This is a genomic window from Luteimonas sp. 9C, assembly GCF_902506295.1.
Taxonomy (GTDB): domain Bacteria; phylum Pseudomonadota; class Gammaproteobacteria; order Xanthomonadales; family Xanthomonadaceae; genus Luteimonas.
In genome coordinates, this window is sequence record NZ_LR733312.1 from 1,696,376 (window position 1) to 1,721,147 (window position 24,772).

Genomic DNA, 24,772 nt, shown 5'->3' on the forward strand with positions numbered 1-24,772 from the left:
CGTCGCAGACGATGCAGGCCGCCGCGCCGCCACCGCAGATCGACGACGGCGCGCGCCTGGGGGCGACACTGGTGCTGTCGCTGCTGGTGCACGGCCTGCTGGTGCTGGGCATCGGCTTCGCGACCGAGGACGCCGCGCCGGTGATGCCGACGCTCGACGTCATCCTCACCGAAACCACGAGCCCGCTGACCCAGGCGCAGGCCGACTTTCTCGCCCAGGCCAGCAACCAGGGCGGTGGCGAACACGAGCGCACCAACCGGCCGCGCGAGGCCCAGCTCGGCCAGGTGCCGCAGGACACCACCGGCGTCGCGCCGATGGAAGTGCGCGCGCAGTCGCCGGATGCGCAGCCGCCGCCGCGCGAGCGCGTCGTCGCCAGCACGCGCGGCGAGACCACGCTGCCGAGCGAGGATCCAACCCGCCAGAGCGATCCGTCGACGCTGCCGCGCGGACCGGAGAAGATCGAGCGCGATCTGGAAATGGCGCGGCTGGCCGCCGAGATCCACATGCGTTCGGAGCGCTACGCGCGCCGGCCCAAGCGCAAGTTCGTCTCGGCCAGCACCCAGGAGTACGCCTACGCGGCGTACCTGCGGCAATGGGTCGACCGGGTGGAGCGCGTCGGCAACCTCAACTATCCCGACGAAGCGCGGCGCCGTCGGCTGGCCGGCGAACTGGTGATCAGCGTGGCGATCCGCCGCGACGGTTCGGTCGAGCGCGCTGACATCATCCGCAGCAGCGGCGCCCCCCTGCTCGACGACGCGGCGCTGCGCATCGCGCGGCTCGCCGAACCGTACCCTCCGCTGCCGGCCACCGGCGACGAAGTCGACGTGCTGCATGTCACCCGCACGTGGAACTTCCTGCCGGGCGGCGAATTGATCGACGACCGCTGAGCGTGCTGCGGGCGCTGGTCCCTACAAGGTCCGCCAGCCGAAGCCGTCGCCCGACCGCCAGAACACGCCGCGCGCCTGGCCGTAGATCGCGGCCGCGGGCACGAAACCGAAGTAGCGGCCGTCGATGCTGGCACCGCGATGATCGCCGAGCACCAGCACCTGCCCCTCGGGCACGTGCAGGCCGCGCAGATCGGGACCGCCGCCGGCATCGAGATTAAGCACCACCTGCACGTCGCCGAAGTCTTCCGGCGCATCGGGCCGGCCGGCGAGCGGCGCGCCGTTGATGGCCAGCCGTCCAGCGACCAGATCGACGCGATCACCGCCCACCGCCACCACGCGCTTGATCAGGCGCGTGCCGTCCGATGGTGACCGGAACACCACCACGTCGCCGCGCGCAGGCGTGTCGCCGCCCCACACCGCCCATTGCGTGAACGGCACGCGCAGGCCGTAGGCGCGCATGTCCACGACCACGCGATCGCCCGGCAGCAGGGTGGGTTCCATCGAACCGCTGGGCACGTAGTAATGGTTCGCCAGCGAGGAGCGTGCGACCAGCAGCAGCCCGAGCAGGCAAACCAGCGGCAGGCCTTCGCGGCGCAACCAGCGCCGCACGCGGACCCCGCGCGGACCGGCGCGCCAGGGCGAGGGAGTCGGGGGCGTCGCGGTCATCTCGCGGTCTCCAAACGATGCGTGGCTCAGGCCGGGCCGGACGTGCCGGACGCCGCGGCGCGGCGTGCAGCCCGCAGGGCGACCTGTTCGACGAGGGTCAGCGCGACGTTGTCGCGCAGATACGCAGGCTCGACGCGTTCGGGCGCGATCGCTTCGCCGCGCGCGAAGGCCGCCGCCGCCAGCCGCGCGAGATCGGCCGCACGTGGCAGCGCGGTCGCATCGACCTGCGCGAACCGCGCGCCCAGACGCGACGACAGGGCGTCGTCGACGGCCGAAAATCCGGTGCCAACACCCGACCACCCGCCTGCGTCACCGGGCAGGTCCACCGCACCCGGGGCGGACACACGGGCCGGCCCGAGCGCGCGCAGCCGCGCGCCATCCTGCGCGAACGCCTGGCTGTAGACCTCGCCCATGCGCGCGTCGATCGCAGCCAGCACCGACGCGTCCGGCGCCGTCTGCGCGCGCATCGCCAGCACTTCGAGAGTGGAGCACGCGATGACCGGGCGATCGAGCGCGAGGGCGACGCCCTGCGCCAGCGCGATCGCCAGACGCACGCCGGTGAACGCGCCGGGACCGCGACCGACCGCGACCGCATCGAGCTGGTTGCGGGCGATGCCGGCCTCGTCCAACAGCGCCTCGGCCCAGGGCAGCGCGAGCTCGGCATGCCGGCGTGGCGCGATCTCGAAGCGCTCCAGCACGCGACCGTCGTCCCAGACGGCGACCGAGCAGGCTTCGGTGGCGGTTTCGAATGCGAGCAGTTTCATGACGGTCGGGCGTCTGGCGTCGGAAGTGGGGAGTCGGGCGTCGGATCGAACGCCATTGTCGCAGGCACGGGCGTCGCGTCGCGCGCGAAGAATGCGGCGACCGTCGAGATTTCGCGCGTGCGTGGCAGCGGTGGCAGCGAATCGAGGAACACGCTGCCGTAGCTGCGGCCGAGCAGGCGCGGATCGCACAGCACCAGCACACCGCGATCGAACTCGGTGCGGATCAACCGGCCGACGCCCTGCTTGAGCGCGATCACCGCCTGCGGCAGCTGCTCGTCGCGGAAGGGATTGCCCCCGCCGCGCCGGATCGCGTCGAGCCGGGCCTCGAACACCGGATCGTCGGGCGCGGCGAACGGCAGCTTGTCGATGACCACGACGCTCAGCGCGCCGCCGGCCACGTCGACGCCTTCGCGAAAACTCGCCGCACCCAGCAGCACGCCGTTGCCCGATTCGCGGAAGCGCTGCAGCAGCACGTGGCGCGGCGCCTCGCCCTGCACGAACAGCGGCCAAGGACAGTCGCGGCTGCCGTCGCGCAGCAGCGCCGCGGTCTCACGCAGGGCGCGATGCGACGCGAACAGCAGAAACGCACGACCTGCCGAGGCTTCGAGCACAGGCAGCACCGCATCGACCACGGCGCGCGTGTAGTCCTGCGCCGACGGCTGCGGCAGCTTCGGCGGCAGATAGCACAGCGCCTGGTGCGGCCAGTCGAAGGGGCTGGGTGTCAGCAGGGTCTGCGGCGCTTCGATGCCGAGGCGCTCGGCGATGTGGTCGAAGTGGCCGTCGACCGCCAGCGTCGCCGACGTGAAGATCCACGCCGCGCCCGAGGCTTCGCGATGCGCGCGCAGCGGCGCCGAGACATCGAGCGGCGTGCGCTGCAGGCGGAAGCCGCGTGGCGTGAGTTCGTACCACAGCACACCTGCGTCGTCGGGCGTCGGCTCGGCCATGTCGACCGGGGACTCTTCGTCGTCGAACAGCGACTCCGCCGCCACGCTACCGTCGTTCCACCGCCGCAGCCTGGTGACGAACGCCTGCGCGCGGGCATGACAACTGTCGAAGCCCGGGGACGCTTCGCGCAGCGGACCGAGCGCGTCGCGCAGATGCAGCAGCGCATCGTCGAGTGCATGCAGTGCGTCCTCCACCGCAGGCTCGTACAGCGCGCGGTACCGGGTGCCACGCGGCGGCAGCCCCTCCATCGCGGTGCGCAGCGTGCGCGTCGCCTCTTCCAGCGCATGCGCCGGCGACTGCAGCACCGGCAACGCGCCGGGCACGTCCTTGCATTCGGCGATCGCATCGCGCGCCAGCTCGACCAGCGGCCGCGCGCTCATGCCCTCGCCGAAGAACTGCGCGGCGAGTTCCGGCAGCTGGTGGGCCTCGTCGACGATGAACACCTGCGCGCCCGGCAGGATTTCGCCGAAGCCTTCCTGCTTCAGTGCCAGATCGGCCAGCAGCAGATGGTGGTTGACCACGACCACATCGGCTGCCTGCGCGCGCTGGCGCGCCTGCACGAGAAAGCACTCGCTCCAGAACGGACAGTCGTTGCCGAGACAGTTGTCGACGGTCGAGGTCACCAGCGGCAGCAGCGGCGTGTCTTCGGGCAGGCCGTCGAGTTCGGCCATGTCGCCCATGCGCGTGCGCCCGGCCCAGGCGGCGATGCGCTGGAACTGGTGGATCTGTTCGCGCGAAGCCAGCCGCGGTTCGCCGCGCGCCTGCTCGAGGCGATACAGACACAGGTAATTCGCGCGGCCCTTGAGCAGCGCGCTGCGCAGTCCACTGCCGAGCGCATCGCGTACGCGCGGCAGATCGCGGTGGAACAGCTGGTCCTGCAGTGCGCGTGTGCCGGTCGAGACGATCGTCTTCAGCCCCGACAGCAGCGCCGGCACCAGATACGCGAAGGTCTTGCCGGTGCCGGTGCCGGCCTCGGCCAGCAGCGTGGCCCGCTGGTCGATCGCATCGGCGACTGCCATCGCCAGCGACTGCTGGGCGACGCGCGGCCGGAACGCGGGAATCCGTTCCGCCAGCAGGCCGCCTTCGACAAGCGCCTCGCGGCTGCGGTCCGCGAGGCGGGCGTCACGCGCGTCGAGCACGGGCCCGGCCGATGGCGCGATCAGTAGCGATTGGGCCCGGCGACACGGCAGCCGTCGGCCTGGCCGCGCGCCTGGGTCGCGCCTTCGGCATCGCCGGTCGACAGGCGCACCTGTTCGAGTGTGACCCAGTGGCGCCGGCATAACGGCCCCACCTGCGCGCCGAGCGCGTAGGCGCGTTCGGCCAGTTGCGTGGCCCGGGGCAGATCGTTCTGCAGGATCGCGAGTTCGGCGCGCTCCTGCAGCAGGGCGGGATCGCTGTCGACGATCGTCATCGCTTCGTCGAGTGCGGCGACGGCGCCCGCCAGATCGCCCTGCGCTTCCAGCGTGACCGCGCGTGCACGCAGGTCTTCGACCATCGGATCACGCAGCGGCTGCACGGCGAGTTCGCCGTCGCCATCGCCCGCGGATGCACGGATCGCCTGGACCATGGTCGCCGGCGGAATGGTCGAGACCGGCGCGGTGTCGGCGGTGGTCGGCGACGGGCTGGCGCAGGCGACGAGCACGAGCGCGGCGGACAGTGCGGACAGGCGGAACGCGAGACGGAACGGATGCATCAGGGTGACTCCTCGACAGGCGGTACAGGCGCAGGGGCCGGCACGGGGGCCGGCGGCGCGGTATCGGCCGGCGACGCGGCCTCCTCATCACGGCCGAAGCCGAAGAACTCGCGCCAGCCGCGGCGCTCCTGCTGCACCGGCGCGCCCGTCGCATCGACGAGATTGCCGTTCGCGTCGACGAAGGTCTGGTTGGGATCGTAGGTCGGGCACGGCTGATACGGCGGCGCGTAACCGGCGACGAAGGCGAAGCGGCGCGCGTCGGGGCAGTCGGCGTCGGTGCTGTTGGACTGCGCGACCCACTGCCATTCGAGCCCCGCATCGCCGACTTCGAGTGGCGCACTCGGCAGGCGCGAGAAGATGCCCGACCACACACGCATCGCGCCGGTCGCGCCGTAGAGGCCGGTCTGCTCGTTCTGGTCGTTGCCGACCCACACCACGGCCAGGTGATCGCCCGTCCAGCCGGCGAACCAGCTGTCGCGCCCGTCGTTGCTGGTGCCGGTCTTGCCGGCGGCATTGAGCCGGCCCAGGCCGTCGCTGACCAGCTGCCGGCCGGTGCCCGAGGTCACCGCATGCTGCAGCGCCAGCGTCACCAGACGCGCGGCGATCGCGTCGCCTTCCTGCGCCGGGCGCGGCGCATTGTCGTAGCGGTTCACCACCCGGCCCTGCTCGTCGATGACCCCGCGCACGGCGCGCAACGGCTGGATTTCGCCACCGGAGGCGAGGAACTGGTAGAGCTGGGCCATCGCGTACGGGCTCTGGTCCATCGAGCCGAGCGTCAGCGAGGGATTCGGTGTGGCGCGCACGCCGGCGAGCACGTGCACCAGGTCGGCCAGCGCGCGCGCACCGACGGCTTCGCCGACGCGCACGGTGGCCTGGTTGTAGGAGCGTGCCAGCGCATCGATCATCCGCACCGTGCCGTGGCTGCGGCCATCCGAATTGCCGGGCGACCAGCGCCGACCGTTCTCCAGCGTGATCGTCACCGGGGAATCGTCGACCCAGCTCGCGAGCGAGTACTGCGACGGATTGCCGAACGCGAGCAGATACACGAATGGCTTGAGCAGCGAGCCGACCGGACGGTGGGCCTCGACCACGCGGTTGAAGCCGTGTTCGACCGGATCGCGGCTGCCGACCGCCGCCACTACTTCGCCCGAATGCACATCGGTGACGACCAGGCCCGTCTGCAGCGGCGGGCGCTTGCCAGTGGTCAGGTCCTTGATCGTCCGCACCGTCGAACCTTCGGCGTAGGCCTGCGCGGAAGGGGCCATCGCGGTCATCACCGACAGGCCTGCGCCCTGCAGTTCGCCGGTCGGATAGTCGCGCGCCAGCTGGCGGCGCACGAGGTCGACATAGGCCGGGAAGCGGTTCGCGGCGATGCTGCCGGGCGTCTCGGTGACGCCCAGCGGACGCTTGACCGCACGGTCGTGCGCGGCCTGGTCGATCAACCCGGATTCGAGCATCTTGCCGAGCACGAAATCGCGACGCTCCCGCGCGCGCTCCGGATTGCGGCGCGGGTCGTAATGCGAGGGACCGCGGATGATGCCGACCAGCAGCGCGACCTGCTCGGTTTCCAGATCGTCGAGACGACGGCCGAACCAGAATTCCGCACCCGCGGCGACGCCGTGGATCGCCTGCGCGCCGCGCTGGCCCAGATACACCTGGTTGAGATACGCCTCGAGGATCGGGCCCTTGCCGTAGCGGGCCTCGATCAGCATCGCGTAGAGGATTTCGTTGAACTTGCGCGTGTAGGTCTGCTCGCGGCCGATGCCGAGCAGGCCGCTGCGCGCGAGCTGCTGGGTCAGCGTGCTGGCGCCCTGGCGCGCTTCGCCGGCGCGCATGTTGATCATCGCCGCACGGACGATGCCGCTCAGGTCGATGCCGTGGTGATGGGCGAAATCCTTGTCTTCGACCGCCTGCAGCGTGTCGGTCAGCAGTTGCGGCACCTCGTCGATGCGCACCAGCCGGCGCTCTTCCTGGCGCTGGCCGTAGAGCGTGGCGATGCGCGCCGGGTCCATGCGCGCGACCTTGAGCGCGCGCTCGCCGGCGCCATCGCGCAACCGCGACACGCGGCCACCCGACAACGTCACCTGCACGCGACCGGGCGCGACCGCGCCGTCGACATCACGGTAGCCGCGACTGGAGATCGTCCAGCGCCCGCCCTCGCTCGCGTAGGTGCCCGGCTTGACGCCGTCGCCTTCGCGATAGCCCGCGGCATCGAGTTCGGTCTTGAGCGTCGCGGCATTCATCGCCACGCCCGGCGTGAGCTGCAGCGGCCGCGCGTAGACGCGGGTCGGCACCTGCCAGGTCAGTGCACCGAACTTCTCGCTGACCTGACTGTTCAAGTACAGCGTGTAGGGAATCAGAAAACCGAGGCCGAGGCCGACCACGGCGAGCACCGCAGTCACCGCGCGCCGGCGCCACACCGGTGGCGCGTCGTCGTTCAGATCGTCGGTGTCGTCGTCTTCGTAATCGATCCGGGCCATGGCACCAGTCAGCCGTCGCCCGACGCGGAATGCGACAATGGGCAGCGGCGCGAGTCTAGCGCAGCGTCACGGCGTGCTCCGAGGGCGAGGTCGCCATCCATTCAGACTGACGGATCAACGCTGTGCCCGTGCTTCTGCGCTACCACTTCCAGAGACTCTCGGCGCGATGCCACCGTCTGCGACTGGCGCTGCATGCGCGTGGATGGCGTGGACTCTGGGAGCGTGTCGCGAACCGGTCGCGAGGCGCCGAGCCGCCGCAACCGACCGCCGCAGCGGTGGCGCACGACGCCAGCACCGAAGCCGGCACGGGCGCCGCGCCGGTCCGTATCCTGGTGATCGATGTCTCGACGCCGCGTCCCGACCGCGACTCGGGATCGATGCGCGCGCGTCGTCTGATGGCGCTGATGGTCGAATTGGGGTACGGCGTCGATTTCCTGCCCGAGGACGGCGTTCCCGGCGGGCATTACGCGGACGCGCTCGCAGCCGACGGCATCCATGTCGTGCACGTACCCGGTGCTCTGCAGCAAGCCCGCTGGCTGGTCGAACACGCTCCGCGTTACGCCGCGGTCATCGTCAGTCGGTACCACCTGGCAGAAGCCGTGTTCCCACTGCTGCGGCGAATTGCACCCCGCAGCCGGCTGATCCTCGACACCGTGGACCTGCACCACTTGCGGGAGCACCGCGAAGCCGAACGCAACGCGGATCGTCATCTGCTGCGCCTGTCTGCCGAAACGCGCAAGCGCGAACTGGCGATGGTCGATGCCGCGGATACCTGCTGGGTCGTCAGTCCGCATGAGCAGGCACTGCTGGCACGTGAGCGCCCGCGTGCGCTGGTGCGCGTGGTCTCCAATCTGCACGAACCGATGACGGGCGCGCCCGGGCCGGAGCGGCGCGCGGGCATCCTGTTCGTGGGCGGCGCAGCACATCCACCCAATCTCGATGCGGTGTCCTGGCTGCTTACGGACCTCTTCCCGGCGATGCGGAAGATCCTGCCCGCCCTCGAATTGCACCTCGCAGGCGAAGGTCTCGACCGTGTGGTACGAGAGCCAGATCCGGGCGTCGTGGTCCACGGACATGTCCCCGATCTCACGCCATTGCTGCAACGCGTCCGACTGGGCGTGGCGCCGCTGCGCTTCGGCGCCGGCGTCAAAGGCAAGGTGAATCTCGGCATGTCGCATGGGCTGCCGATGGTGGTCACCGAATGCGCCGCCGAAGGACTCCATCTCGTCGACGGCGAACACGCGCTGATTGCCGACTCATCGCAAGCGTTCGTCAGCGCGGTGGCAGCGCTCTGCTCCGACGACGCGATGTGGGTGCGGCTTTCGCAGGCCGGCCAGGACCTCACCCGACGACACTTCACCGCGGACGCGGCGCGCGACGCCGTGGCAGCATCGCTTCCCTCTCCGGATCCCGCCATCTGATGCGCCTGCTGCTGATCGCCTACGAATTCCCGCCGAGCCCTTCACCGCAATCGCTGCGCTGGACCTATCTCGCGAGGGAACTGGACCTGCTGGGGCACGAAGTCCACGTGCTGACCGCCGATCTTGGCGGCGAGACTCCTGGTTTGCCCGAATTGCCGGCACGCATCCGGATACATCGGACGTATCCCGGGCCCGTGCGCGGAATGCTTGCCCATCTGCGCAAGCGACGGCAGCGGAAGATTGACGCAGGACGTCTGCCCCCCCAGGACGATGCACCGCCCGACGGCTCGCTCGCGACCGTCATCCGCCCGCCGCGGAACTGGAAACAGAACGTGTCGGAAGGCATCCAGGCGGTCGCGCAACGCGTCCACTTCCCGGATATCCGCGGAGAGTGGCGCCCTTGGGGTCGGCGTGCACTGCGCCGGTTGCTAGAGACGGTGTCTCCCGACGTGGTAATCAGCTCCCATGAGCCGGCGACGACGATCGAACTCGCGCTGCTGGCGAAACGCCGTGGATTCCGTTGGATTGCCGATCTCGGGGATCCCGTGCTCGCGTCCTACACGCCCGCCAGGTGGAGACACCGGTCGGAAAAACTCGAACGGGCCATGTGTGCGGAAGCGGACCTGTTGACGGTGACGACCGACGCCACTGTCACCTTGATGCAGAAGCGCCACGGCCGTGAGGGCGCTTGTCTCGTGCTGCCACAGGGGCACGATTCACGGCGCGTGCCGGTGGCCAGCGTCGGCGTGCCCTTCGACCCTGATCGGCTGGAATTGCTCTACACCGGCAGCTTCTACCAGTTCCGTCGTCCCGATGCGCTGCTGGAGGGCCTGCTCGCAGTGCCGCAAGCGAGACTCACGATCGCTGCGATCACGGTTCCCGAGTCCATTCTGGAAGCGGCGCGGCGTGCGCCTGCGCAGATACGGCTTCTCGGATTCCGGCCGCATGGCGCGATCCTGGACCTGCAGCGCAGTGCCGACCTGCTCGTCAACATCGCGAACGACGACAGGACCCAGATTCCCGGCAAGGTGAACGAATATCTCGGGGCAGGCCGCCCGCTTCTGAATCTGGGGCCGGGAGACGATCCGGTGTCCCGCGTCATCACGGATCTTCGGCGCGGCTGGAACTGTCCCAACCTAGCGGGGCCAATCGCGGACTGCCTGCGGCACAGACTGGCTGAGAAATCCGTCCAGACACTGGATTCGACACTCGATCTGTCCCCGGCTGCGGTATCGGACGTCAGCTGGCCCGCAATCGCCGCGCGCCTGGACGCCGCACTGGCTCGAATGCCGACCCGCACCCGGCCGGATGTCAATTCGGGTTGATCGAGGCCGTGCGCAGGCGCTGCGCGAATTCCCGGTGCCCCGGCACCCCTGCATCGACGTCACGAGCCGATGCGAGCGCGGCTTCCGCGCCGGCGAGGTTGCCGGCGCCCAGACGTTCGTCGCCGATCGCCAGCCAGCGCTGCGCGAGCCGCCGGCGTGCTTCGCGCACCGCGCTGCCTGCGTCGCCGAGCACTTCGCGGGCATCCAGGCATGCGCGTGCACGTGCCAGGTTGTTCGCGCGCAGTCCCGCGTCGAAACACTGCCGCGCCGAGGGCAGCAGGCGCGAGGACGCGCGCGCGACCGCCGGATCGTCCGGCGCGACCAGACGCGCCGCGCGGATCTTGTCGTAGGCGCTGTCGCCGGGCGGCGTCAGCAGATCGCCACGGGCCTCGGCAGCAGTGGCCTGCTCCAGCAGCGCGTCCACCCGCTGGCGGCGCGCGCCCGCTGGCAGCTGCGGACCGAGGCGCGCATGTCGCGCGCGCGACCGTTCGACGTGCTCGCCGGCGACGCGTACCGCTTCGCTGTCGGCCGCCAGGGCGCGGGCTTCGCGCAACTGTGCATCGGCGTCGGCGAAGTTGAAGTCGCGCGCGAAGCGTTCGGCGCGATGCGCATAGGCCGCGCCCGCGTCCTGCAGTCCGCGTTGTGCGCGCGCATCGTCCGGATCGAACGCGAGCAGGGTGCGCCATTCGGCGACCGCGCGTTCGACACGGCCCGCTTCCAGATTGCGCGCCGCGCGGCGGCGCAGTGCATCGAGTTCCTCGGTCAGTCGTGCTTCGGTGTCGGGCAGATCGACATGGCCGGCATCGTAGGCGCGGACGCGCGCGATCGTGTCGGCCGCGTCGCGCAGGCCGCCTTCGCGCAGGCCACGCCGCGCGTCGTCGAGCAGCGACGCCAGCGCATCCTCGCGCCCCCGCAACGCATCCGCATTGTCGGGCTGCAGCGCCAGCACGCGGCGGTAGAGCGGCAGCGCGCTGTGCGTGCCGCCGTCGAGATCGCCCGCGGCCTGTGCAGCCTGCGCCGCGGCCACGAGCCGATCGAGTCCCGCGCCGGCCGCTTCCTTGCGCCGCAGCGTGGTCGCGACCGCGTCGACATGCTCGCGCGGCGCGGACAGCTCGCTGGCGAGTCGCAGCGCCGCGTGGGCGTCGTCGAAGCGGCCGTCCTCGACCGCTGCCGCCGCCTGCACCACCGCAGCGCGCGCGACGTCGGACAGACCTGCGCGGGGGCGGACGTCATCGGGATCCAGGGCGAGCGCCGCTTCGTAGAGCTGGCGTGCGCCATCGCCATCGGCGGCCGTCAGATGCCCGGCGGCGGTGGCGGCCGCGGCGTCATCGAGCAGTGCCTGGACGCGGGTCTCCGGCCACAGGCGGTCCACCAGGAACAAGCGCACGCACACCACCAGCACCAGGACGACCGCGAGCACGCCGGCCGCGATCCACGCGCCGCGCCGACGCGCCGCAGCGTCGACGGCCGCGGTGCGCGCACGCGACGCCACACGCGCCAGCCGCTCACGCGGTGGCGGCGTCACGGGATCAGGTCTGTCGGATTCGCGTCGCACGCGGCGCAGTATGGAAGACCGCCATGAACGTCCGCGTCACCGGCGTGCGGCATCCACGCCGGGCATGCCGTCGAGCTTGCCGAGCAGGCGCGCGAGCTGGCCGAAATCCGCCACCCTCACCCGCAACTGCAGACGCACCCGCGACAGGCCCAGCGACTCGCTCTGGATCGACAGCACGTGCACGTCTTCCTGCGCGATCGCGTTGCTGAGGTCCTTGAGCAGATGCCGGCGGTCGACGGCCTCGACGACGATGTCGGACGCGTGCCCACCGCTCGCGCGCCCCCACTCCACCGGCAGCACGCGCTGCGGCGCGCTGGCCGACAGCCGGAGGAACGACGGGCAGTCACGGCGGTGCACGGTCACGCCGCGCGCCCGGGTCAGGTAGCCGGCGATCGGCTCGCCCGGAACCGGCCGGCAGCAGCGCGCGACCTGCACCAGCAGATTGTCGACACCGACGACGTGGAACTCCGAATCGGCAGTCTTGGGGAGCCGCCGCGGCTGACGGAGCGGCAGTGTCGGCGCGGCAGCCTCGGCGGGCGCTTCCCGCTCGCGTTCCAGTTCCAGCAGCACGCGGCCGATCTGGTTGGGCCCCACATCGCCCAGCGCGACCAGCACCAGCAGATCGTCGACCGACGAGACGTTGAAGCGCGGCAGCACCGGCGCCAGATCCGCGTGCAGCAGACCGAGCCGGCGCAGGTCCTTGTCCAGCAGTTCCCGCCCCGCCTGCAGATTGCGCGCGCGGTCGAGTTTGTGGAACCAGTTGCGTACCTTCTCGCGCGATCGCGCGCTCGCCAGAAATCCATTGGCGGCGACCAGCCAGTCGCGTCGCGGCGACGGGGTCTTGGCCGTGAGGATCTCGACGCGCTCGCCGCTGTGCAGGACGTAATCCAGCGGCACGATGCGTCCGTCGACCTTGGCCCCGCGGCAGCGGTGGCCGACCATCGTGTGCACGTGATACGCGAAATCCAGCGGCGTCGCGCCTCGCGGCAGGTCGACGATCTCGCCTTTGGGCGTGAGCACGAACACGCGGTCTTCGACGAGCGCGTTGCCCAGCGCGCCGGCCAGCGATGGGTCGCCCTCGCCTCCGGGTTCGGTGTGCGCGTCGAGCAGGCGGCGCATCCACTCGATGCGCCGCTCGAGCGCGGCGGCGCCCGCGGACGAGGCGCGCTGCGAACCGCCGCTCTCCTTGTAACGCCAGTGCGCGGCCACGCCGAGCTCGGACGCCTCGTGCATCTCGCGGGTGCGGATCTGCACCTCCAGCGTCTTGCCTTCGGGACCGATGACGGCCGTGTGCAGCGAGCGGTAGTCGTTGTGCTTGGGGCGGGCGATGTAGTCGTCGAACTCGCTGGGAATGGGCGTCCACAGCGCATGCACCACGCCGAGCGCGGCGTAGCAGGCCGGAATGTCATCGACCAGTACCCGCACCGCGCGCAGATCGTAGAGCTCGCCGATCGGCACCTGCTTGCGCTGCATCTTCTTCCAGATGCTGTAGATGTGCTTGGGCCTGCCGGCGACCTCGCCGCGCACGCCCTGCGCGGCCAGCGCCTCGCCGAGCTGCACGCGGACCGCTTCGATGTGGCGTTCGCGACCCGTGCGCTTGTCGTCGAGCAGGCCGGCGATGCGGCGATACGTGTCGGGTTCGAGACAGCGGAAGGCCAGGTCTTCGAGTTCCCACTTCAGCTGCCAGATGCCCAGCCGGTTCGCCAGCGGCGCGTGGATGTCGCGGGTCAGCGACGCCAGCGCACGGCGCGCGCCGTCGTCCTCGCTGCGCGCCGCCACGCGCATCAGCGCCAGCTGCCGGGCCAGCAGCACCAGCACCAGCCGCAGATCGCGGATCAAGGCCAGCAACAGTCGCCGCAGGCCTTCGGGATTGCCCGCGCTCGCATGTTCGGCGTGCAGCGACCAGACCTGGTGCGCGGCGGCCAGGCCGTCCAGCAGCTGCGCGATCGCCGGCAGCCGCGCCGTCAGCGCCGCACGCCAGGCCGGCACGGCATCGGCGACGGCGGTCGCGACCACTTCGGTATCGGCGCCGAGCAGGCCCAGCGAGCTCACGGTATCCAGCAGCACCGCTGCATCGTCCTCGGCGATCTCCACATCGGTCGGCAGCGAGGCCAGCAATGCGCGCAAGGATGGTCCCGACGCGGCCATGGTCGGCAGCGCCAGCAGGCGATCGCGCAGGTTGTCCGGACGCTCGGGCATGGCCGCTCGATGCGGGCAGGACGGTCTACACTAGCGGCGCCCCGACCAGAGGAACAGAGCATGCGTGCAGTCCACAGTGTCTTGATCGCAGCGGCGCTCGCCGCGGCCTTGCCCGCCTACGCACAGCAGACGCGCATCGAGGATCGCCTGACGGATGCCGAGTTCCGCGCCGCGGGCCTGGGCAAGCTCGACGAAGCCGAGCTCGCACGCCTCAACGCCCTGCTTGCCCGGGAGATGGGCACGTCCGCCACGGATGCACCGGCATCGGCCGACGTCGAGGCGCGCATCGCGCAGGCGCGTGAGGACGGTCGCCGCGAGGCGGCGGTGGCCGCGGACCAGGGCGTGCGGCCGGCCGCGTCGCGCGAACCGGTGGAGAGCACCATCCCCGGCGCATTCACGGGATTCGCCCGTGGGCGCGAATACACGCTGGCCAATGGACAGGTGTGGCGGCAGACGGACAATGCCTCGATCGCCGGCGCGCGCGGCCAGGATGTCGGCGTGCGTATACGCCCCGGACTGCTGAGCGTCTGGTGGCTGCAGGTCGACGGGTACAACGCGCAGGCCAAGGTCGAACGCGTCCGCTGAGCCGACCGACACGGATTTCAACAGGAGCCCACCGATGCGCGCACTCTCCACTCTGGCACTCGCCCTCACGCTCGCATGCACAGGCGCCAGCGCCTGGGCGCAGACGTCCACGCTCGAGTCACGCATGGGCAGCGCGCAGTTCCGGACATCCGGCTTGCACAAACTCGACCCCGTCGAGCTGCGTGCGCTGGAGCAATGGTTGGCGAGCCAGATGACCGCGGCTCCGGCCACCGAGGCACAACTTGCCGAAGCGCGCGCCGCGGGACGAGAGGAAGCCGCCGCGTCGCAGACCGCATCCAAGGTGGCCCCCGAACCGGTGACCAGCACGCTGGTCGGCCGCTTCGAGGGCTTCAGGCGTGGGCGCGAATACACGCTGGCGAACGGCCAGGTCTGGAGGCAGGTCAACGAGGCCTCGCTCGACGGCGGCCGCGCGGAATCACCTGTTGTGGAGATCGAGCCCGCCCGGCTCGGCGGCTGGTGGATGCGCGTCGCCGGCTACAACCTGCGGTCGCGCGTCGAACGCGTCAGGTAAGCGCCGCCACCCGGGTCGCGAGCTTCTTGGGCGAGACACCGCCCTTGGCACCGAGTTCCTGGGCGAACAGCGAGACCCGCAGTTCCTCGATATCCCAGCGCAGCGCCTGCCAGTCGGGCGCGTCGCCACGGCCACGTGAGGCGGCATCGACGAGCGCGTCGACGAACGGTTTGACGTCCAGCATCCGCTGCTGGTCGCGTTGCGGATCGCGCTGCGCACGCTCGGCGCGCAACGACAGCGCGTGCAGCCAGCGCGCGTATTCCGACAGCGCCGTCGCCGGCACCGTCCGCAGGAAGCCCGGCGGCACCAGCGCGTGCAACTGGGCCTGCATGTCGTCGAGATTCGCGCGGGCCCAGCCCATCAGTTTCGATTCGAGTTTCGCGCGCACCTCGGCGACGCGGTCCAGGATCGCCTCGGCCTGCTGCAGGCGCGCCATCGCCTCACCGAACAGCGCCTTGCCGACCGCGTCGCGATGCGCCGTGAAGGCATCGACGTCGCGGATCGTCTCGAGACCGTCGGCGAGCAGCGCGGCCAGTGCACCGTCGACCAGATCCTCGCGCAGCCGATCGCCGGGCTTGCCGGCGCGCGGTGCGGCGGATTCGATCGCCGCGTAGAGCAACGCGGTCTTCGGTGCGACCGGCAGCTGCTTGCGCGCATGGCGCACGCGGTCCGCCAGCGCGATCGTCAGCAGGCGCCGCACGCCCTGGGGATGCAGGCGCCGCGCATGCGACGCATCGGCGTGGACCGCCAGGGACGCGGTCTCGCCGTCGTCCTGCAGCGCGGGGTATGCCGGCAAGCCGCCGGCGCCGGGAATCGAGACCGGTACCGGCGTCTCCGGAAAGGCGGTCAGCCCCGCCTGCTGCAGACCGTCGGCGGCGTGCGAGGCGAATGCACGTGCGGCGCGCTCACCGAAGCGGCGACGCAGATCGTCCAGGTCGCGCGACTCGGCGAGCACGGTCGCGCCCTTGCGGTCGCGCCCGGTGTCGACCAGACGCAGATTCGCGCGCAGATGTGCCTCCAGCGCCGTCTCGTCGAAATCCGACGCGGTAACGTCCACGCCGGCGAGCTTCTTCAGGAAACGCGCCAGCGTGCCGGTGAACGCATCCGCATCGCCGTCGCGCCAGGCCTGCGCGAATGCACGGGCGAAATCCGGCGCGGGCACGAAATTGCGACGCAGCGCTTTCGGCAGGCTGCGGATCAGCGCGGCCGCCTTGTCCTCGACGAAACCGGGCGCCAGCCAGGACAACCGCACCGGATCGATCGCATTGAGCAGATGCAAGGGCACCGAAACCGTCATGCCGTCGTCCACTGCACCGGGCTCGAACCGGTACGACACCGCGAGACGCGCTTCACCCAGCGCGATGAACGCCGGGAACAGATCGGCGTCCACGCCATCGGCAACCAGCAGATCGTCGCGGCTCCACGCCAAGGCCTGCTTCGCGGCCTCGGGCGCCTTGCGCCACCATGCATCCAGCGCCTGCGCCGACAACACGTCGGCGGGCAATCGCTGCGCGTACCACTGCGCCATCCATTCTTCGTCGACGACGAGTCCCGAGCGGCGCTGCTTGGCTTCCTCTTCGCGTGCGCGCGCGAGCGTGCGCAGGTTGCGCTCGACGACGTTCGCGCGGGTGTTGATCTCGCCGGTGACCAGTCCGTCGCGCAGGAACAGCGCGCGCGATTCGTCCGGATACAGCCGCCCATAATCGACCGGCTTCTTCGGTGCGAGCACGAGGCCGAACAGGCTGATCTGCTCGCTGCCGACCACGCGCCCCTGCGAACGCGACCAGCGCGGATCGTGGTGGCGCCGCGCCAGCAGATGATCGAGCTCACTGATGACCCAGTCCGGCTCGATCGCCGCGTTGGTCAGCGACCAGACCTTCTCGGTGTCCAGCAACGTCGCCGACAGTACCCACGGCGGCGGCTTCTTCGACAGCGGCGAACCGGGAAACAGCTGAAAGCGCCGTCCACGCGGGCCTTCGTACTGTCCGGACACGCGCCCACCGCCACCGGGATCGGCGCGATGGCCGACCTGGGTCGGCAGGCCGGCGATCAACGCGCGATGCAGAGCGATGAATGCCGCTGCTTCCGCCTTTGCCGCCATACGCGGATCCGCGTCCACAACTGCGTTGGCACGCGCCTCGATCGACCACCCGAGTTCCTCGCACTGCAGCCGCAGCTGCCGATGCAGTTCGCGCCACTCGCGCATGCGCAGGAAGCCGAGGAAGTTGCGGTCGCACCACTTGCGCAGCTGCGACTGGGTGAGATCGGCATGCGCCTGCCGGTAGCCGTCCCACAACTTCACGATGCCGACGAATTCGGATTTCGCATCGGCGAACTGCGCGTGCGCGGCGTCGGCCGCGCCGCGCTGATCGGACGGCCGCTCGCGCGGATCCTGGATGCCAAGGAACGAGGTGATCGCGAGCATCTCGTCCAGACAGCCATGCGCACGTGCGGCGACGAGCATGCGCGCGAGTTTGGCGTCGACCGGGAGCTTGGCCATCGTGCGGCCGGTCGCGGTGAGCCTGCGTTCGCCGTCGATCGCACCGAGCTCGGCAAGCTGCTGCCAACCGTCAGCGACCGCGCGCGGATCCGGCGGCTCGACGAAGGGGAAGGACTCGATGTCGCCCAGGCCCAGCGACAGCATCCGCAGGATCACCCCCGAGAGCGACGCGCGGCGGATCTCCGGATCGGTGTAGGCGGGACGCGATGCGAAATCGGCTTCCGAGAACACGCGGAAGCACGTGCCCGGCGCGATGCGGCCGCAGCGGCCCTTGCGCTGGTCGGCGCTGGCCTGGCTGATCGGCTCGATATGCAGGCGGTCGAGCTTCTGCCGCGGGCTGTAGCGCTTGACGCGCGCGAGCCCGGGATCGACGACGTAATGGATGCGCGGCACCGTCAGCGAGGTTTCGGCGACGTTCGTCGCCAGCACGATGCGTCGCTGCGGGCCCGGATTGAACACGCGGTCCTGGTCCTTCGCCGACAGCCGCGCGTACAGCGGCAGCACCTCGGTGTGGCGGTACTTGCGGCGTTCGAGCGCCTGGTGCGCATCGCGGATCTCGCGCTCGCCGGGCAGGAAAATGAGCGTGTCACCGGTGCCACGGATCTGCATGATCTCGTCGCAGACCGACACGATGCCGTCGAGCACGCTGCGTTCGCCTGCGTCGTCGCTCTCGCCTTCCAGCGGCCGGTAGCGCACCTCGACCGGAAAACCGCGACCTTCGACATCGACCACCGGCGCACCGTCGAAATGCTCGGCGAAACGCGCAGTGTCGATCGTCGCCGAGGTCACGATGAGCTTGAGATCGGGACGCCGGCCGAGCAGCTGCTTCAGATAGCCCAGCAGGAAATCGATGTTGAGACTGCGCTCGTGCGCCTCGTCGATGATGATCGTGTCATAGGCCGACAGCCAACGATCGGATGCGATCTCCGCCAGCAGGATGCCGTCGGTCATGAACTTGATCGCGGTCGCATCGCTGACGTTGTCGTTGAAGCGGACCTGGTAGCCGACCAGTCCGCCGCTCGGCACCTGCAGTTCTTCGGCCACGCGCTTGGCCACCGTGCGCGCGGCGATGCGGCGCGGCTGGGTGCAGCCGATCAGACCGGCCGCGCCGCGACCGGCGGCCAGGCACAGCTTCGGCAGCTGGGTGGTCTTGCCCGAACCGGTTTCGCCGGCGACGACGACGACCTGGTGGCTGCGGATCAGCGCGACGATCTCATCCGCCTTGCCGGCGATCGGCAACACCGGATCGACCTCGGCACGCGGCAGCTGCGCGGCGCGTGTCTCGCGCTGCCGGATCGACGCCTGCAGACGGGTCTCGAAGGCCTCGCGCGTGGCAGCGTCTTCAGGCGCCCGGCGCCAGCGGCCGAGCAGTCCGAGCAGCCGACCGCGGTCGCGCGTCGAGGCGGATTCGATCGCGGACTGGGCGTGCTTCAACGCGCCGTTCACCGCCTTGTCGCTGGAATGCTGCGTCACGCTTGGAACCCGCCCTCAAGTCACATATCCACAACGGATGCGCCCCTATTGTGGGCGCAATCCCCTCACTACCGGAGTCCTGCCATGGCCAAGACGAAAGCGAGCAAGCCCAAGAAGTCCACGACGGCACCGGTCGCCCCGGCGGTTGCGTCACCCGACGCGCAGTCCAAGGCGCCGGCCATCGATATCGGGATCAGCGACGCCGATCGCAAGGCGGTCGCGCAGCATCTGTCGGTGTTTCTCGCCGATGCCTACACGCTGTACCTCAAGACCCACAACTTCCACTGGAACGTCACCGGGCCGATGTTCAACGCCCTGCACGTGATGTTCGAAGGCCAGTACACCGAACAATGGAACGCGCTCGACGAGATCGCCGAGCGGATCCGTGCGCTGGGCTACAACGCGCCGGGGTCCTATGGCGAATTCATCGCGCTGTCGTCGATCAAGGAAGAGCCGGGCCTGGAGAAGGCACCGGACTGGCGCGAGATGGTGCGCCAGCTGGTCATCGGCAACGAAGCGGTGTGCCGCAGCGCGCGCAAGGCGCTGGACGTCGCCGATGACGCCGACGACGATCCGACCGAGGATCTGCTGACGCAGCGTCTGCAGACCCACGAGAAGAACGCCTGGATGCTGCGCTCCCTGCTGCAGTAAGCCCGATCCCCTGCACTACACACGCCCGGCTCGACCGGGCGTTTTTGCGGGCGCATTTCCATGTCGCCTGTCCGCTGCCTGTCCCCTGGGCGAGGACCCGACCCCGGTGGCATGCCGGCCCGCGCACGAGGTCCGGGAGACTGCGGCGATGCGGTGGGCCTGCACGCTGCGCAAGGGCGCGCTCAGCGGCGCGGATACAACGGCGGCAGGTCCGGGCTGTCCTCCCGTGCGGGCGCTTCACGCCACACCGCACCGCCGCGGAACGCCGTGCGCAGCGCCTGCCGCACGGCCGGCAGGTCGCCTCCGGTCCAGCGCGCCCGCTGCCATGCACCGATTTCCTCGCGTTGTGCACCGGATTCGAGACGCCGGGCCAGCGTGTCGAGATCCATCGCCGGGGGATCGCACAGCGCGCGCAGGGCCGCCTCGACGTCGGCGGGCGATCCGGTCTGCAGGACATGCATCAGGCGCCGGTGGGCCTGACCGGTTGTCGCGGGCGCCTGCGGTGACGCCGTCCCGGCAGCCGAGACGGCTGCCTTGCCGGCGCGCAGGCCAGCGTTCGGGCGGTGGCGATACAGCCGCCACGCCAGCCACGCGGTGGCCAGCCACAGCGCCGCGAGCAGCGCTGCGAGCGCGGGCCACAGCCCCGCGCGTCCCGCGGATGGCGATGCCTGGGCGGACGGCGCCGCCGCAGCCATGTCCGCCTGCGGCGTCGCGCTGCCCGGTGTCGCGCCCGCCGCGACCGCCAGCGTAATCGCCGGGGGACCGCTGGTCCGCGCGGCGCCCGCTCGCACGTCCCACCAGGCGATCCGCGGTGCAGCCACCGGCACCACGCCCTCCGCACGCGGCACCACCGCGTAACGCCGGGTCAGGCGCACCCGCGGGCGGCCGTCCTCGAAACTCTCGTCGTACTGCGGCGGCTCGGCGAACACCTGCGCGCCCTGCACTGGCGGCAGCGCAATCTCCGGCAACTGCGTGCCGACCGCGCCATCGAACACCGCTTCCAGCACGAACGTACTCGCCTCGCCGGCGCGGCCTTCCGTCGGTGCTTCCACCCAGCGCGCCTGCACGCCGTACAGCGGCAACCACGGCTGCGGTGCGTTCGCGGGCATCGCGCGCACGTCGAGCACGCTGGGCGGTCCGTTGGCCGACAGCTCGCGTGGGCCGCGATTGAACACGTCGTCGAACATGCCGCCACCCGCGCCACGCCCCTCGAAACGCGCACCGGGGATCGAGAGCGTGCCGCTGCGCTCGGGCACGATCTGGTAACGGCGCTCGACGACGCTGTAACGGCGTCCGTCGATGTCGCGGCTGTACTGCACGTCGCTGCCGATGCGCTGCATCGATGCGCCCTCGGGCGATGGCTGGTCGAGGCTGCCCGACAGCAGTGGCGTCGCGTAGTACAGCCGCAGCACATATCCGACCGACTGCTGCACGTACGGCGACTGCACGTCGATGTCCGCCTCGATGAAGGCCGGCGCACCATTGCGCGCGGCGGTGACGGCGGCCGGGGCCACGCTCAGCGACAGCGGTGCGGTACGTGCGCCGCCGACCTGCAGGGCCGGCACCGTGAGCACGCCTTCGCGACGCGGCCGCAGCGCCACGCCGTACAGCGAGCGCGTGACGCGGCGACCGCCGGTGATCTCGACTTCGCGTCGACTGGTATGGCCGCTGACGTCGAAATCGCGCGCCAGTGGCGCCCAGTCGGGCGTGTCACCAGCGCCGTCGGTTTCGACGTTGAGCGTGGTCGTTTCGCCGAGCGCGATGCGGTCGCGGTCGAGCCAGGCGCGGGTCTGCGCGTGGGCCACGCCAACAAGACCCGACAGCACCAGCATCACGACGACCCACGCCACGGACCGTGCGCGTGTGCAACATGCAGCCTTCATCGATCGCCTCCGGTGGCGCGACGTTCGTGTTCGAGCCGGAACTTGGCCCGCAGCAATCCACCCGGATCGTCGGGCACCCGCCGCAGCCACGCCGCGTTCGCCTGCTCGCGTTCGTCGCCGGTGTCGGCGCCGGTCGCGCCGGCGTCCGTGGTGTCTTCGTCGGACGGCTCCGTCCGACCTTCGAGTGCGCGCTGCATCTGTTCGCGCTGCTGCGCATCGGCGTCGCGCTGCGCCTGTGCGTCGGCCGGCGGCGGGGTGTCGGATGCCTGCGGTTCCGGTTCGTCCGGCGGCGGACGCGTATCGCCTTGCCCCTGCGTATCACCGGGCTGGCTATCCGAGGGATCGCCGGCGTCGCCCGGTTTCGGCTGGCTGTCGCCCTGGTCGCGTGGCTGCTGAGGCGCGCGTGGATCCTGCCCCTGCCCCGGCGGCGGCTTGCGGTTGCGCGCGGCCTCGACGGCATCGCGGTTGGCCTGCGCATCGGCCATGCCCGGCTGCTGCGACAGCGCCGCATCGTAGGCTGCGATCGCCTCGTCGAAACGCCCCAGCCGCGCCAGCGCATTGCCCCGGTTGTAGGCGGCATCGGCGCCGGGCAATCCGGTCCAAGCCTGGAGGGCTTCGTCGTAGCGCTCGCCGCGATAGGCCGATGTGCCCGCGCGCATCCGGCCATCGGCCACCTGGTCGGCGCGCTGCCAGGGTGTCGCAACCGGCGCCTGGGCCTGCGCGGGCAGCGGAAGCAGTGCCGGCAGCAGCGCAAGTGCGGCAATGCAGGCGAACGCCGACCCGCGCCGGAACGCCAGCAGCACCAGGGCGAGCAGCGGCAGCACCAGCCAGTAGCCTTCGTCGAGTACGCGGCGCACGCTGGCGTCGCTGTGGACAGACGCCGCGCCTGCAGTCGCATCCGGCGTCAGGACGCCGAGTGCGCGCAGATCGCCGTCGTCGATCGACAGCGCCCGATATCGGCCTTCCCCGGCGACCGCAAGTGCGCGCAGCGCGATTTCGTCGAGACGCGCATGCGCGAGCGCACCGTCGGCATCGCGATAGGCCGCGCCTGTCGCCGTGCCGAGCCCGAGCACCGAGACCCGATAGCCCATGCGTGCGGCGATCCCCGCCTCCGCCGCTGCAACCGTGTCCGCATCGCCGGTCACCAGCAGGATGTCACCGCGCAGGGCCTGCCCCTGCCGCAGCAGGCGTGTGGCGTGCGCGATCGCACGGTCGGCGCGGTGGCCGTCGACCGGCATGATCTCCGGTGACAGCGCATCGAGATACAGCGCCACGTTGCGCGCGTCGTCGGTCAACGGCGCAACGGTGAACGCGTCGTCGGCGTACGCCACCAGCGCGACCTGCCCTGCATCGCGCTTTGCCAGCAGGGTCGCCAGCTTCGCGCGCGCCTGCAGCAGGCGCGACGGCGGCAGGTCGCTCGCGGTACTCGCCGTGGACAGGTCGATCGCGACGACCAGCGGCGCCGCGCCCCGGGCATCCAGCGGGACGGCGACCTCGCGCCAGCCGGGACCCGCCAGCGCCAGGACCGCCAGCAGCCCGGCAAACAGCCATGCGACCAGACCGAATACGCCCCGACGGTCCGGGCGCGCCTCGAGCAGATGGGCGAGCAGATGCGGATCCACCGCCTCGCGCCAGGCCTCCGCGGTCCGTCGGCGTCGCCACCAGATCCCCGCCAGCAGCGGCAGGACCAGCCCCGCCCACAGCCAGGCAGGCCGCGCGAACTGCAGGGCATCCAGCACGTTCATGCGACCGCCCTGCGACGCAGTGGCACGAGCAGGCTCAACAGCAGGCACCCACACGCTGCGGCCAGTGGCAGCGGATACCGTTCGATGCGCGGCCGCAACGCCGGCCCGGGCTGGTCCACCGGCTCCAGGCGATCGATCTCGCCGTAGATGCCGGCGAGCTCGCCGGTGTCGCGCGCACGGAATGCCCGACCGCCGGTGGTATCGGCAATGCGCTGCAGCGCGGCCTCGTCGATGGCCGGCTCGCTGCCGGGCATCTGGAAGCCGAACATGCTGCCGGCGCCGGCATCGCTGCCGAACGCGATCGTGTGGACGCGTACCCCGGCATCGCGCGCCAGCTCGGCGGCCTTGTCGGGGGTCAGCACACCCGCATTGCTGACCCCGTCGGTAAGCAGGATCAACAGACGCTGGCCGCGCGGCGCATCCCGCAGGCGCTTGACTGCCAGACCGACCGCATCGCCGATCGCGGTTTCACGCCCCACCAGACCGACCACGGTCGCATCGAGTTGCTGACGCACGCTGTCGCGATCCAGCGTCATGGGAGTCATCGCGTAGGCACGCTGTCCGAACACGATCAGACCGATGCGGTCCCCGGCGCGGCGCTCGAGAAAATCGGCGATGACCGCCTTCGCGGCAGTGAGCCGGTCCACCGGGCGTCGCCCGACGACCATGTCTTCCTCGCTCATGCTGCCCGACAGGTCGACGGCGAGCATCAGATCACGGGCACTGCGTGGCGGCTGCTCGACCTCGCCCCACTGGACCGGACGCGCGGCAGCGATGCACAGCAGACACCATGCCGCCCACAGCAGCCATGGCGCACCCGAGGCGCCGCGCGCGTGGCCGGCGGTCGCCAGCGCGCCCAGTCCGCGATAGGGCACGCGCAGCGCGCCGCCAGTCTGCGTGGCTGCCGGCAATACACGTCGCGCGAGCGCCGGCAGCGGGATCGCGAGCAGCCACCACGGCCATGCGAAGACCTCGCGCAGCGCCTGCAACCAGCCGGCCGGCTCGCCCGTCATCAGGGGCGCCCCTGCATCAGCTCGACGAACCGCCCACGTGCGACCGCTGCAAGTGCAATGAGGTCCAGGGCGTCGGTATCCCGGCGGAACGCCGCATCGCGGAGCAGGCTACCCGCGCCCGTCGAGAACGGGGCATCCGGTACGCCGCCATCGAGGAACCGCAGCCACTCGTCCCCGCGCAGCCGGTCGGCATCAGCGCGCTGACGCCGCGCCGCGCGGCGCAACAGCGACGACATCGCTGCGATCCGGCCGGCCGCGTCGGACGCGGATGCGACCTCGGCATCGAACAGGCGACGCCATCGCCGCCGTTGCCAGGCCCGGAACAGCCGCCAACCCACGAGGGCGCACACCAGCGCCAGGATTGCAGCCGCCAGCCACCACCAGCCCGGTGCGGGCGGCCACCACGACGGCGCGGGCGACTGATGGATGTCGCGCAGGACGAGGTCGGGCATCGT

18 protein-coding genes are annotated in these 24,772 nt (G+C 70.9%); 6 read left to right on the plus strand and 12 right to left on the minus strand.

The annotated features are described in order from the left end of the window. Positions 1 to 11 precede the first annotated feature (11 nt). Positions 12 to 887 (plus strand): energy transducer TonB, encoded by an 876-nt coding sequence (locus CURTO8I2_RS07775; RefSeq protein ID WP_159680080.1) that lies wholly within the window; start codon positions 12 to 14, stop codon positions 885 to 887. Between the two features lie 21 nt (positions 888 to 908). On the opposite strand, the gene lepB is transcribed toward CURTO8I2_RS07775, so the two are convergent. The 5 genes from lepB to mrcB are packed head-to-tail and all read right to left on the minus strand — an operon-like array spanning position 909 to position 7,435. Next, a complete protein-coding gene (lepB, locus tag CURTO8I2_RS07780; protein ID WP_159680082.1) occupies positions 909 to 1,553 on the minus strand; it encodes a signal peptidase I in 645 nt (214 codons plus the stop codon). A 26-nt stretch (positions 1,554 to 1,579) separates the two neighbouring features. Beyond that, positions 1,580 to 2,317, minus strand: coding sequence for a tRNA (adenosine(37)-N6)-threonylcarbamoyltransferase complex dimerization subunit type 1 TsaB (gene tsaB, locus CURTO8I2_RS07785; RefSeq protein ID WP_159680084.1), 738 nt, complete (start codon positions 2,315 to 2,317; stop codon positions 1,580 to 1,582). Next, positions 2,314 to 4,401: an ATP-dependent DNA helicase gene (locus CURTO8I2_RS07790; protein WP_201295554.1), complete on the minus strand. Its 2,088-nt coding sequence runs from the start codon at positions 4,399 to 4,401 to the stop codon at positions 2,314 to 2,316. The genes tsaB and CURTO8I2_RS07790 overlap by 4 nt, the downstream gene beginning before the upstream one ends. Positions 4,402 to 4,421: 20 nt before the next feature. Next, positions 4,422 to 4,955, minus strand: coding sequence for a hypothetical protein (locus tag CURTO8I2_RS07795; RefSeq protein ID WP_159680088.1), 534 nt, complete (start codon positions 4,953 to 4,955; stop codon positions 4,422 to 4,424). After that, on the minus strand, positions 4,955 to 7,435 hold the full coding sequence (gene mrcB / locus CURTO8I2_RS07800; protein WP_159680090.1) for a penicillin-binding protein 1B: 2,481 nt from the start codon (positions 7,433 to 7,435) through the stop codon (positions 4,955 to 4,957). The genes CURTO8I2_RS07795 and mrcB overlap by 1 nt, the downstream gene beginning before the upstream one ends. Before the next feature lie 275 nt (positions 7,436 to 7,710). On the opposite strand from mrcB, the gene CURTO8I2_RS07805 reads away from it, so the two are divergent. After that, entirely contained in the window at positions 7,711 to 8,856 is a 1,146-nt protein-coding gene (locus CURTO8I2_RS07805) for a glycosyltransferase (RefSeq protein WP_159680092.1), read from the plus strand. Beyond that, positions 8,856 to 10,181, plus strand: coding sequence for a glycosyltransferase (locus CURTO8I2_RS07810; RefSeq protein ID WP_159680094.1), 1,326 nt, complete (start codon positions 8,856 to 8,858; stop codon positions 10,179 to 10,181). The genes CURTO8I2_RS07805 and CURTO8I2_RS07810 overlap by 1 nt, the downstream gene beginning before the upstream one ends. Here the strand turns inward: CURTO8I2_RS07810 and CURTO8I2_RS07815 are convergent. Beyond that, positions 10,168 to 11,706, minus strand: coding sequence for a hypothetical protein (locus CURTO8I2_RS07815; RefSeq protein ID WP_159680096.1), 1,539 nt, complete (start codon positions 11,704 to 11,706; stop codon positions 10,168 to 10,170). The genes CURTO8I2_RS07810 and CURTO8I2_RS07815 overlap by 14 nt on opposite strands. A 66-nt stretch (positions 11,707 to 11,772) precedes the next feature. Next, positions 11,773 to 13,935 carry a bifunctional (p)ppGpp synthetase/guanosine-3',5'-bis(diphosphate) 3'-pyrophosphohydrolase gene (locus CURTO8I2_RS07820; protein WP_159680098.1) on the minus strand — a complete coding sequence of 721 codons (2,163 nt, stop codon included), beginning with the start codon at positions 13,933 to 13,935 and terminating at the stop codon, positions 11,773 to 11,775. A gap of 60 nt (positions 13,936 to 13,995) precedes the next feature. Here CURTO8I2_RS07820 and CURTO8I2_RS07825 point away from each other — a divergent pair, with 60 nt between their 5' ends. After that, positions 13,996 to 14,520: a hypothetical protein gene (locus CURTO8I2_RS07825; RefSeq protein ID WP_159680100.1), complete on the plus strand. Its 525-nt coding sequence runs from the start codon at positions 13,996 to 13,998 to the stop codon at positions 14,518 to 14,520. A gap of 34 nt (positions 14,521 to 14,554) precedes the next feature. After that, the gene (locus tag CURTO8I2_RS07830) at positions 14,555 to 15,052 is read left to right on the plus strand and encodes a hypothetical protein (protein WP_159680102.1); all 498 of its coding nucleotides are present in this window, start codon (positions 14,555 to 14,557) and stop codon (positions 15,050 to 15,052) included. Here CURTO8I2_RS07830 and hrpA read toward each other — a convergent pair. Further along, positions 15,045 to 19,025 (minus strand): ATP-dependent RNA helicase HrpA, encoded by a 3,981-nt coding sequence (gene hrpA, locus CURTO8I2_RS07835; protein ID WP_159680104.1) that lies wholly within the window; start codon positions 19,023 to 19,025, stop codon positions 15,045 to 15,047. The two genes, CURTO8I2_RS07830 and hrpA, sit on opposite strands and share 8 nt — an antisense overlap. 84 nt (positions 19,026 to 19,109) lie before the next feature. On the opposite strand from hrpA, the gene CURTO8I2_RS07840 reads away from it, so the two are divergent. Next, a complete protein-coding gene (locus CURTO8I2_RS07840) occupies positions 19,110 to 19,676 on the plus strand; it encodes a Dps family protein (RefSeq protein WP_159680106.1) in 567 nt (188 codons plus the stop codon). Between the two features lie 182 nt (positions 19,677 to 19,858). On the opposite strand, the gene CURTO8I2_RS07845 is transcribed toward CURTO8I2_RS07840, so the two are convergent. Genes CURTO8I2_RS07845 through CURTO8I2_RS07860 form a run of 4 tightly spaced genes read right to left on the minus strand, consistent with a single transcriptional unit; the run spans position 19,859 to position 24,769 of the window. Next, positions 19,859 to 21,559, minus strand: a complete 1,701-nt coding sequence (locus CURTO8I2_RS07845; protein WP_159680108.1) for a BatD family protein — start codon at positions 21,557 to 21,559, stop codon at positions 19,859 to 19,861. Next, positions 21,556 to 23,304 (minus strand): VWA domain-containing protein, encoded by a 1,749-nt coding sequence (locus CURTO8I2_RS07850; RefSeq protein WP_159680110.1) that lies wholly within the window; start codon positions 23,302 to 23,304, stop codon positions 21,556 to 21,558. Before CURTO8I2_RS07850 ends, CURTO8I2_RS07845 begins: the two co-directional genes overlap by 4 nt. Continuing rightward, positions 23,301 to 24,317 carry a VWA domain-containing protein gene (locus tag CURTO8I2_RS07855; RefSeq protein ID WP_159680112.1) on the minus strand — a complete coding sequence of 339 codons (1,017 nt, stop codon included), beginning with the start codon at positions 24,315 to 24,317 and terminating at the stop codon, positions 23,301 to 23,303. The genes CURTO8I2_RS07850 and CURTO8I2_RS07855 overlap by 4 nt, the downstream gene beginning before the upstream one ends. Then, positions 24,317 to 24,769, minus strand: a complete 453-nt coding sequence (locus CURTO8I2_RS07860; RefSeq protein ID WP_159680114.1) for a DUF4381 family protein — start codon at positions 24,767 to 24,769, stop codon at positions 24,317 to 24,319. Before CURTO8I2_RS07860 ends, CURTO8I2_RS07855 begins: the two co-directional genes overlap by 1 nt. Positions 24,770 to 24,772: the final 3 nt, after the last annotated feature.